Annotated in this window: 6 protein-coding genes and 2 pseudogenes; 6 read left to right on the top strand and 2 right to left on the bottom strand. The window is 66.6% G+C overall.

All coding sequences use genetic code 11. From position 1 onward, the window contains the following. Positions 1 to 127: 127 nt before the first annotated feature. The 3 genes and pseudogenes from HBH26_RS19930 to HBH26_RS19920 all read left to right on the top strand — a co-directional run. Positions 128 to 466 (top strand): annotated as a pseudogene (locus HBH26_RS19930) (cation efflux transmembrane domain-containing protein); the annotation flags it as partial. Beyond that, on the top strand, positions 463 to 2,964 hold the full coding sequence (locus HBH26_RS19925; RefSeq protein ID WP_004212886.1) for a heavy metal translocating P-type ATPase: 2,502 nt from the start codon (positions 463 to 465) through the stop codon (positions 2,962 to 2,964). The pseudogene HBH26_RS19930 and the gene HBH26_RS19925, both read left to right, overlap by 4 nt. Next, complete coding sequence (locus HBH26_RS19920; protein WP_004212890.1) at positions 2,961 to 3,710, top strand: HAD-IIB family hydrolase; 750 nt, start codon at positions 2,961 to 2,963, stop codon at positions 3,708 to 3,710. Before HBH26_RS19925 ends, HBH26_RS19920 begins: the two co-directional genes overlap by 4 nt. A gap of 235 nt (positions 3,711 to 3,945) precedes the next feature. On the opposite strand, the gene HBH26_RS19915 is transcribed toward HBH26_RS19920, so the two are convergent. Both HBH26_RS19915 and traA read right to left on the bottom strand, forming a co-directional pair. Next, the gene (locus tag HBH26_RS19915) at positions 3,946 to 4,665 is read right to left on the bottom strand and encodes a DUF6118 family protein (RefSeq protein WP_029547630.1); all 720 of its coding nucleotides are present in this window, start codon (positions 4,663 to 4,665) and stop codon (positions 3,946 to 3,948) included. Positions 4,666 to 4,674: 9 nt separating this feature from the next. Further along, positions 4,675 to 7,590, bottom strand: coding sequence for a Ti-type conjugative transfer relaxase TraA (traA, locus tag HBH26_RS19910; RefSeq protein WP_168136325.1), 2,916 nt, complete (start codon positions 7,588 to 7,590; stop codon positions 4,675 to 4,677). A gap of 175 nt (positions 7,591 to 7,765) precedes the next feature. On the opposite strand from traA, the gene HBH26_RS19905 reads away from it, so the two are divergent. The 3 genes and pseudogenes from HBH26_RS19905 to HBH26_RS19895 form a co-directional block, all read left to right on the top strand. After that, complete coding sequence (locus HBH26_RS19905; protein WP_168136324.1) at positions 7,766 to 8,095, top strand: conjugal transfer protein TraD; 330 nt, start codon at positions 7,766 to 7,768, stop codon at positions 8,093 to 8,095. A 13-nt stretch (positions 8,096 to 8,108) separates the two neighbouring features. After that, positions 8,109 to 8,333, top strand: a complete 225-nt coding sequence (locus HBH26_RS19900; protein WP_168136323.1) for a conjugal transfer protein TraD — start codon at positions 8,109 to 8,111, stop codon at positions 8,331 to 8,333. Then, positions 8,330 to 8,563: pseudogene (locus HBH26_RS19895) on the top strand (hypothetical protein); the annotation flags it as partial. The gene HBH26_RS19900 and the pseudogene HBH26_RS19895, both read left to right, overlap by 4 nt.

Genomic DNA, 8,563 nt, shown 5'->3' with positions numbered 1-8,563 from the left:
CCGTTTCACCCGAGGTGCGCCCGTTCTCAACTATAGTGCGCTAGAGCACGGCTTCGGTCTCACGGAGCGTGCGCCAGAATAGACCTATAATCTCGCGCCGGGCCGACCATCATTGCAGGCCGCTACAGATGTCGGACGGCGCTACGTGCAGGGCAGCGAGCCCATCGGACCTACCATGATGGTCATGTCCGCGATCGCCGGCGTCGTGAATTACCTCTGCCTGCGGCTGCTCCAGCGCCTCAAGGATCCGGACGTCAATCTCCGGGCCGCAACCACCTTCAGCTTCAACGACTTCATTTCCAACGGCGGCATCCTGATCGCCGGCGTGCTGGTGCTGTGGTTGGGTACCAATTGGCCGGACCTGCTGGTCGGCTTCGCCACCGCCATCATCGCCATCAAGGGCGGTGTCGAAATCCTGCGCGACGCGCGCGCCGAAACCAAGAAAAGCGAAAGGAGGTCGTCATGAACGACAAGCTCGAACTCGACATTCCAGTGTTGTTGCCGGACCTTCCTGACGCGGCCGATGCCTGCCTGGACCGTCTCGTATCAACCCTGTCAAAGCGCGAAGGTGTCGAGCGGGCGCATGTGATCTGTCTCGACGGCAACACGCCAGCGGCGCTGTGCATCCATTTCGATGCCGCCAAGCTGCCGCTGCCACGGTTGCGCGAAATGGTGCGCGCCGCAGGTGCCGAAATCACCGAGCGCTACGGCCATGCGATCTGGCAGGTGACGGGGATCAACCACGAACGTCGGGCGCGCACGGTCAGCGATGCGCTGTGCGCCTTGCCCGGCGTGGTCCAGGCAAGCGCCAGCACCAGCGGGTCTGTCCGGGTCGAATATGATCGCCGCGAAACCACCGAAGAGGAGGTGCGCGCTGCGCTTCGCAAGCTGAAGGTGAGGGTGGGCAAGCGGGTCGCTGCCGATGAACATGCCGGCCACGACCACGGCCCCGGGGGCCACGGCGCGGGCGAAGAGAAGCACGGCCCCGGCGATGGCCACGACCATAGCCACGCCGAATTTCTCGGCCCCAATACCGAGCTGATCTTCGCGCTCGCCTGTGGCGCGCTGCTGGGGATCGGCTACGCGATCGAGAGGCTGGTCGCTGGCGCGCCCGAATGGCTGCCGACCGCCTGCTATATCGCAGCCTATTTCTTCGGCGGATTCTTCACGCTGCGCGAGGCGATCGACAACCTCCGGATGAAGAAGTTCGAGATCGACACGCTGATGTTGGTCGCTGCGGCCGGCGCCGCTGCGCTGGGCGCATGGGCCGAAGGTGCGCTGCTGCTGTTCCTGTTCAGCCTCGGCCATGCGCTTGAGCATTATGCAATGGGCCGCGCCAAGAAGGCGATCGAGGCGCTGGCGAAGCTCGCGCCCGAAACCGCGACCGTGCGACGCGGCGGGCAGACCAGCGAAATCCCGGTCGAGCAGATGGTCGTCGGGGACATTGCCATCGTCCGCCCGAACGAGCGCCTGCCTGCCGACGGCTTCGTCATCAAGGGCACCAGCGCGATCAACCAGGCCCCGGTCACGGGTGAAAGCATCCCGGTCGACAAGGTGCCGGTCGCAGATGCCGCAGCGGCACGCGCCAAGCCCGATGCAGTCGACGCGGAAAGCCGGGTTTTTGCTGGTACGATCAACGGCGGCGGCGCGATCGAGATCGAGGTGACACGCCGTTCCAATGAAAGCGCGCTTGCCAAGGTCGTGAAGATGGTGAGCGAAGCGGAGACGCAGAAGTCGCCGACGCAGCGCTTCACCGACCGGTTCGAACGGATCTTCGTGCCCGCCGTCCTGGTCCTGTCAGTGCTCCTGCTGTTCGCATGGGTGGTCGTCGACGAGCCGTTCCGCGACAGCTTCTATCGCGCGATGGCGGTGCTGGTGGCGGCAAGCCCGTGCGCGCTCGCGATCGCAACGCCGAGCGCGGTCCTGTCGGGCGTTGCCCGTGCAGCGCGGGGCGGCGTGCTCGTGAAGGGCGGTGCACCGCTCGAAAACCTCGGGTCGCTCAAAGCGATCGCTTTCGACAAGACGGGCACGCTGACCGAAGGTCGTCCGCGCATCACTGATGTCGTGCCCGTCGATGGCGCCGATGAAGGCGAGTTGCTGGCGCTGGCTGTCGCCGTCGAAGCGTTGAGCGACCATCCCCTGGCCCAAGCGATCGTCAAGGACGGCCGCGAACGTCTGAACGATCGTGCCGTGCCGACTGCCGGCGACCTCAAGAGCCTGACCGGTCGGGGCGTCACCGCGAGCGTGGATGGCGAGACGGTGTGGATCGGCAAGGCCGAGATGTTCGGAAGTGAGGGCATTCCGGCGCTGGGGCAGGGCGCGCAGGACGCAATCGCGAAGCTGCGCGAGAACGGCCGCACGACAATGGTGGTCCGCAAGGGGGACCGCGACCTGGGCGCGATCGGCCTGATGGACACGCCTCGCGAAGCTGCCAAGACCGCGTTGCGTCGGCTGCACGAGATGGGCGTGTCGCGGATGATAATGATCTCCGGCGATCACCAGAAAGTCGCCGAAGCGATCGCCGACGAAGTCGGGATCGACGAAGCGTGGGGCGACCTCATGCCCGAAGACAAGGTTGCCGCGATCAAGAAGCTCGCCGGCGAAGACAAGGTCGCGATGGTGGGCGACGGCGTGAACGATGCGCCGGCGATGGCAAGCGCCACGGTCGGCATCGCGATGGGCGCGGCGGGGTCGGACGTTGCGCTGGAGACAGCCGACGTGGCGCTGATGGCCGACGATCTGGCGCACCTGCCATTCGCAGTCGGTCTTAGCCGCCATACCCGTGGAATCATCCGGCAGAACGTCTTCGTCAGCCTGGGTGTCGTCGCCTTCCTGGTGCCTGCTACCATCCTCGGCCTCGGCATTGGGCCAGCGGTGGCGGTTCATGAGGGATCGACGCTGCTCGTCGTCATCAATGCGCTCAGGCTGCTCGCCTACCGCGATCCGGCAGGGAAGGCGGCATGAAGTGGCTGATCGCCTTCGACCTCGACGGCACGCTTGCCGAGAGCAAGCGGCCGTTATCGGAGGATATGGCCGCAATCCTCGCCCGATTGCTCGCCATCACGGATGTGGCGGTGATCTCGGGCGGGGACTGGCCGCAGTTCGAAAAGCAGATCGCCTCGCGCCTTCCTGCCGGCGTCGCGCTCGACCGTCTCTGGTTGATGCCGACCACAGGCACGAAACTCTATCGGTTCATCAATGGCGCTTGGCGCGCGGTCTATGCCGAACTGTTCGACGACGCGGAGAAGGCGAAGATCCGCACGGCCTTCGATCAGGCGCTGACCGATGCCGGTCTCGCCGACGAACGTATCTGGGGCGAACGGATCGAGGACCGGGGCAGCCAGATCACCTTTTCGGGCCTGGGGCAGGCAGCGCCGCTGAAGGAAAAGGAAGCGTGGGATCCTGACCGAAAGAAGAGGACCGCGTTGCAGGCCACGTTGCGCGCGAAGCTGCCGGAGCTCTCGATCAATCTCGGTGGCACGACATCGATCGACGTGACCAGAGCAGGGATCGACAAGGGCTATGGCCTGAAGCGCCTGAGTGCCGAGAGCGGTGTCCCGCTCGACGGGATGCTGTTCATTGGGGATGCGATATTCCCCGGTGGGAATGACTATCCCGCTGCTGAAATCGGCCTCGACACAGTGAGGGTGCGCGACGTCGCGGAAACCACCGCCGTCGTGACCGCCATCATCGCGTGTCTGCACCGATAGGATCAAGATACATGGTCGGCTCCATCGCGGAATGCCGCATTGTCAAAGCTCTGGCTTCTGTCGCTTAGGGCAGCGCTTCCTAAAACGAAAAGAAGGCAATGTGCGCGTCTCCGCGAACAAAGCCTCCAGCGATCAATCTAAGAGATTCCGCCGCGCTTCTCAATCGTACGCGGTGCTTGATCCCACCACTCGATAAACCGCAACAGCTCGGGTCCGGAGTGACGCCGCAGGTTCATTATTCCCCCCTCCTCCCCTCCGGCTTAATCCTGACAGTGCATCGCACTGGCTCGCCTGCCTTGTTGGCTGCCCGCCGACATTGTTCAAGCGTCTCCTGATTTGCTTGGGCGATCACTGCACCCGCAACCATCGTGTTCCAAGTGTCGGGCTGGCTGACAGCCGCCAGTCGCCGGCTTGCGGTCCAAGTGTCCAAGCGCAAGCTGCGCGATGCCATCTTCTCTGGCCATAGCCAGCTTTCCGGCACGGCGCGCGCCACGACGCCCGCGCCGGCTGCCCATAACACCATGCCGATCGCGACGCCGCCGATCGCTGACCATGCTAGCCGTCTGTTCTGCTCGCCGGCATGCCGCGCCGATGCGACAAGCCCGTGAAGCTGGCGCGTCACGTCCTCCAGTCCCTTGCGCCCGGTAGCGAGCGCCACCTGGTCCTCGCGCCGGGCGGCGTTACCGGCTGCGGCGATACGCTGTGCCATTTGCTCGGGCGTCATCGCCAGCGCCGGACTCCGCGCGATCACGTCATTGATGACGGCGATACGGTCGGCCGTGGCGTCCACGCCCTTCTGCATCCGCCCCAACGTCTCGGTATAGTCCGGCACGTCGATCGCGCCGCGCTCGGCCGCCAGACCCTCCACGGCGCGGCGCAACAGCGCCAGCTCACCACGCATGGCCTCGAACGCCTCGGCCGCGCCTGCCTCGTCCTGGTCGTCCTCGTCCGCCACCCGTCCCCCTTACCGGCTCATGCCACGATCACGGTCGCGGCCTTGTCCGACCGACTGCGCCAGCTCCTGCCCGATCGACTTGCCCCGCTCCATGTTCAACTCCAGCTCGGGGGCGCGACGGCGCAACACGGATTCGAGCTGTGGGTCGCGGTGCAACCCGCCCGCGATGCCCTCCATCCGCTTGCCAAGTTTCTCCGCGCCCGCGCGGTCGCCGGCACGCTCCATGTTGGCCCGCGCTTCCTTCATGCCCTGCCACTGCTCCACGAACCGGCCCGCGCGCTTCTCCGGGTCGGTGCGGACCTGGCGCTCCGTCTCCATCGCCTTCGCCGCCCCGCCAGTGTTGCCCTCGGCCGCGTCGCGCGCGAGCCGGGGGTCGCGCTCGATCGCGCTGGCGAGGTCGCGCGCGCCATGCGGCCGCACCTGGTCGAGCGCGTCGCCGGCCTTCGCCAGCGCCTGTTCCTGGTGCGCCAGCACCGGCAATCCCTTGTCCCGCATCCGGCTTATATCCGCTGCGGCGCGCCCATAGCGTTCGATCGCGCGGGCCTGCGAGGGCGCCAGCGGCCGATCGGCCGCGAGGCGCTCCGGCGACGTCGTTTTTTCCGCCGCTGGTTTCGGCCGGAACCCGGCGAACATGCCCCGCGCCTTGGCCTGCACCTTCTCGACCACCTGACGCGCGAGTTCCGGGAACCGGATCTCGCGCCGATCGGCGAACGCGCGCGCCTGATCCTGCTCGGGCCGGGCGTAGTCACCGGCCATGTCCTTGCCCCGGTCGCGCGACAGGGCGCGGACAAGCTGGCGCTGGTCGGCGAAGTCGTCGCGGCCGTAATGGAGCTGCGCGCCGTCGCGGTGTCGCGACATGCCAACATAGGCGCTGTGCCGGTCCATGCCGGGGGTGGCGAGAACGTGGGCGCGATCGACCGTCACGCCCTGCGCCTTGTGGAAGGTAGCGGCGTAGCCGTGATCGACCGCGGCATAGTCCTTCGCATCGAACGCGACGCGCGCGCCACTGTCGAGCCGAACCTTCATCCCCTCGGCCGATACCTGCTCGATCGTGCCAAGCGTGCCGTTCTTCACCCCCAGCGACCGCTCGTTCCGCAGGAACATCAAGCGGTCGCCGCGCGCGAACTGGCGCGCCCCGCGATCGGCGCTGAACGCCACGTCGTCGCCAAGGTCGCCGGTCGCGCGAAGTCGTCCGCGCGCCTCCTCGTTCAGCGCGCGGACCTCGGCGTTGGTGTGGGTGAGAATGACGCGGGATTTGCCCGGCTCGGCCTGCCGCGCACGATCCCAACCGTCGACCAGCTCGCCCCGTGCAGCCTCGCGGGTGTCGGCCGCCTGAACCATGCCCTTGCCGTCATAGGCATGGATCGCCTCGCCGGTGCGCCCTGTCGCCAGCGCGCGCGTCGCGCCCTGCTGCCAGTCCTCGCGCTGCCGCCTGATCTCGGTGATCTCGGCCGCGCCGTGGCGCTCGGTGACGCTGCGGAACGCCGCGCCTGCCTCGATCGCCTGCAACTGCTCGGGGTCGCCGACCAGCACCACCTTGGCTCCGGCGTCGCGGGCCTGGGACAGCACCCGCTCCATCTGGCGCGAGCCGATCATGCCCGCCTCGTCCACGACCAGCACATCCTTGGGGCCAAGCTGCTCGCGCCCCTGCCCCCATGCGTGTTCAAGGCTCGCGATGGTGCGCGAGCTGATGCCGGACCCGGCCTCAAGGTTCTCCGCCGCGATGCCCGACAAGGCCGCGCCGCGCACCGTGTAGCCCTCCCGCTCCCACGCCTCGCGCGCGACGCCGAGCATGGCGGATTTGCCCGAACCGGCGTAGCCGACGACGGACGCCAGCCCTTCCCTCCCGGTGATATGGTCGAAGGCGTCACGCTGCTCGGCCGACAGGACAAGGCCGCGCGCCTTGGCTGCGCCGATCGCAGCGTCACGCTGGCGATCGGCGACGCCGTGACCGTCGCGCGTCGCCAGCTCGCCCGCGCCATGCTCAAGCCGGTTCTCCACCGCGATCATGTCGCGGGACGTGAACCGCTCCTGGTCGCGGCCGTCCTTCCCCAATGCGACCAGCTCGGGGCTGGCGCGCACGGCCCCCATCACTTGGTCGAACTGCTCCTTGCCGTCGCTGTGCCGGAACGCGAACACGGCAAGGTCGCGGGTGGTGAACGTGGCCTGCTGGCGGGTGATCGCGTCTAACGCGACATTGGGGCTGGCGATGATCTTCTCGCCGTTCTCGCGGGCGATGCGGGTGTGATCCTCGATCCGTTCCGCCTCAAGCCCCTGCTCCGGCCTGCGCGATGCTGCGGGTCCGATCTTGTGCTGCGGCTCCAGCTCGATCCCCTGCGCCTCATAGGAGCGATGGTCGATACGGCCCTCAAGTCCCAGCTCGGCCATGCGCTCGTTGACATGCGCGCTCCACGCCTCGCGCCAGTCCTTCAACAGCTCGGTGTTGTTCCAGTCCCGGTTCTTCTTCCCGAACCCCTCCGGCCCCACGTCGCGCATCGCCAGCATGACGTGCGCGTGCGGCTTCGACGTGCCGTCCTTCGCCTTGTCCCAATGCACGTTCAGGTCCGCGACCATCCCGCGATCGACAAACTGCTTCTTCACGAAGTCGCGCGCGAGCGCGACGCCCTGCTTCTCGTTCATCTCGCGCGGAATCGAGAACTCGACCTCGCGAGCAAGCTGCGCGTCCTTGCGCTTCTCGCCTGCCTCCACCTCATTCCACAAGGTCGAGCGATCGTTTAAACGCTCCGGCGCGCCCTCCGGCAACATCACCTCGGAATGGATGACGCCCGCCTTGTTGCTAAAGTCATGGTCGCGCCCAAGCCGGTCGTCGTGCAGCTCGGACGCGGAACGATAGGCGGCGCTCGCGACGGCGCTTGATCCGTTCGCACGGCTGACAACCTTGGCGGAGAAGTGGTAGATCGCCATGACGCCCCGCTTATTGCACTTCTGAGCGCACGTCGGCAACGACGTATAAGCGCGCACTCACAATCCGCTTCGCTCCTCGTGACTGACTTGATGCTGTTATCACGATCGTTCGTGCTTTACCCTCCCGCTGGTGCCGCTAGAGTGATCTGGCTGCTGGTCGCGGAAGGGAGAGACGATGCGGAAGGTGCGCGATTACGATGCCGAACTAAAGGCGCTGAACGACAAGGCCCGCTCGCTCAAGGCGAAGCGGGTCGAACAGCTCGGCCAGCTCGTCGCCGCAACCGGGGCCGATGCGCTCGATACCGAGACCCTCGCCGGCGTTCTGCTCGATGCAGTCGGGGCGAAGGATACGGGCGCGAAGGAGGCATGGCGTGCGAAGGGCGCTGCCTTCTTTCAGCGGCGCGGGCGCAAGGGTGGCGGCGCTGCTGCAATCGACGGATCGGGCGCTCAAGCTGAACCGGGCGGCGACGCTGCGGGCGGAAGCGGCGGAACGGCGAACGGATAGCAGGGCTTGGGTCGTGCAACGTCGCGAACGAACGCGCCACCTGATCGAGCTGGGCGGCCTCGTCCAGAAAGCCGGACTGGTCGAGTTGACCGACGACGATCGCGCGACTCTCTACGGCGCGCTGCTCGATCTTGCCGGTCGTGGTCGCGGTGATGATGCCGGCGACTTGCTGGCGCTGTGGAAGCGGCGCGGCAAACGGGCGTTCGATGCGGAAGGCGAAGCGAGGGACGAAGCATGAGCGATTTCGACATTGAGGCGATCCGTGCCGAAGTTCGCGCGATGGATTTCACACGCGGCACGCCCGCCGAAGTCGCCATGTGGCGCGAGGACATGGCGGAGTCGGGGGCACCTCAAGGTTTGTCATATGGACAGCGGCAGTCGGAACAAATGGTCAACAAAAGCCTGAGCGTTGCCGCAAAGTATATTAAGTTTCGTGGGTTTGTGAGGTTGGACGAGTTGGAAGTTACC

Source organism: Sphingomonas corticis, assembly GCF_012035195.1.
Lineage (GTDB): Bacteria > Pseudomonadota > Alphaproteobacteria > Sphingomonadales > Sphingomonadaceae > Sphingomonas > Sphingomonas corticis.
This window is presented reverse-complemented; position numbering and strand designations above follow the sequence as displayed.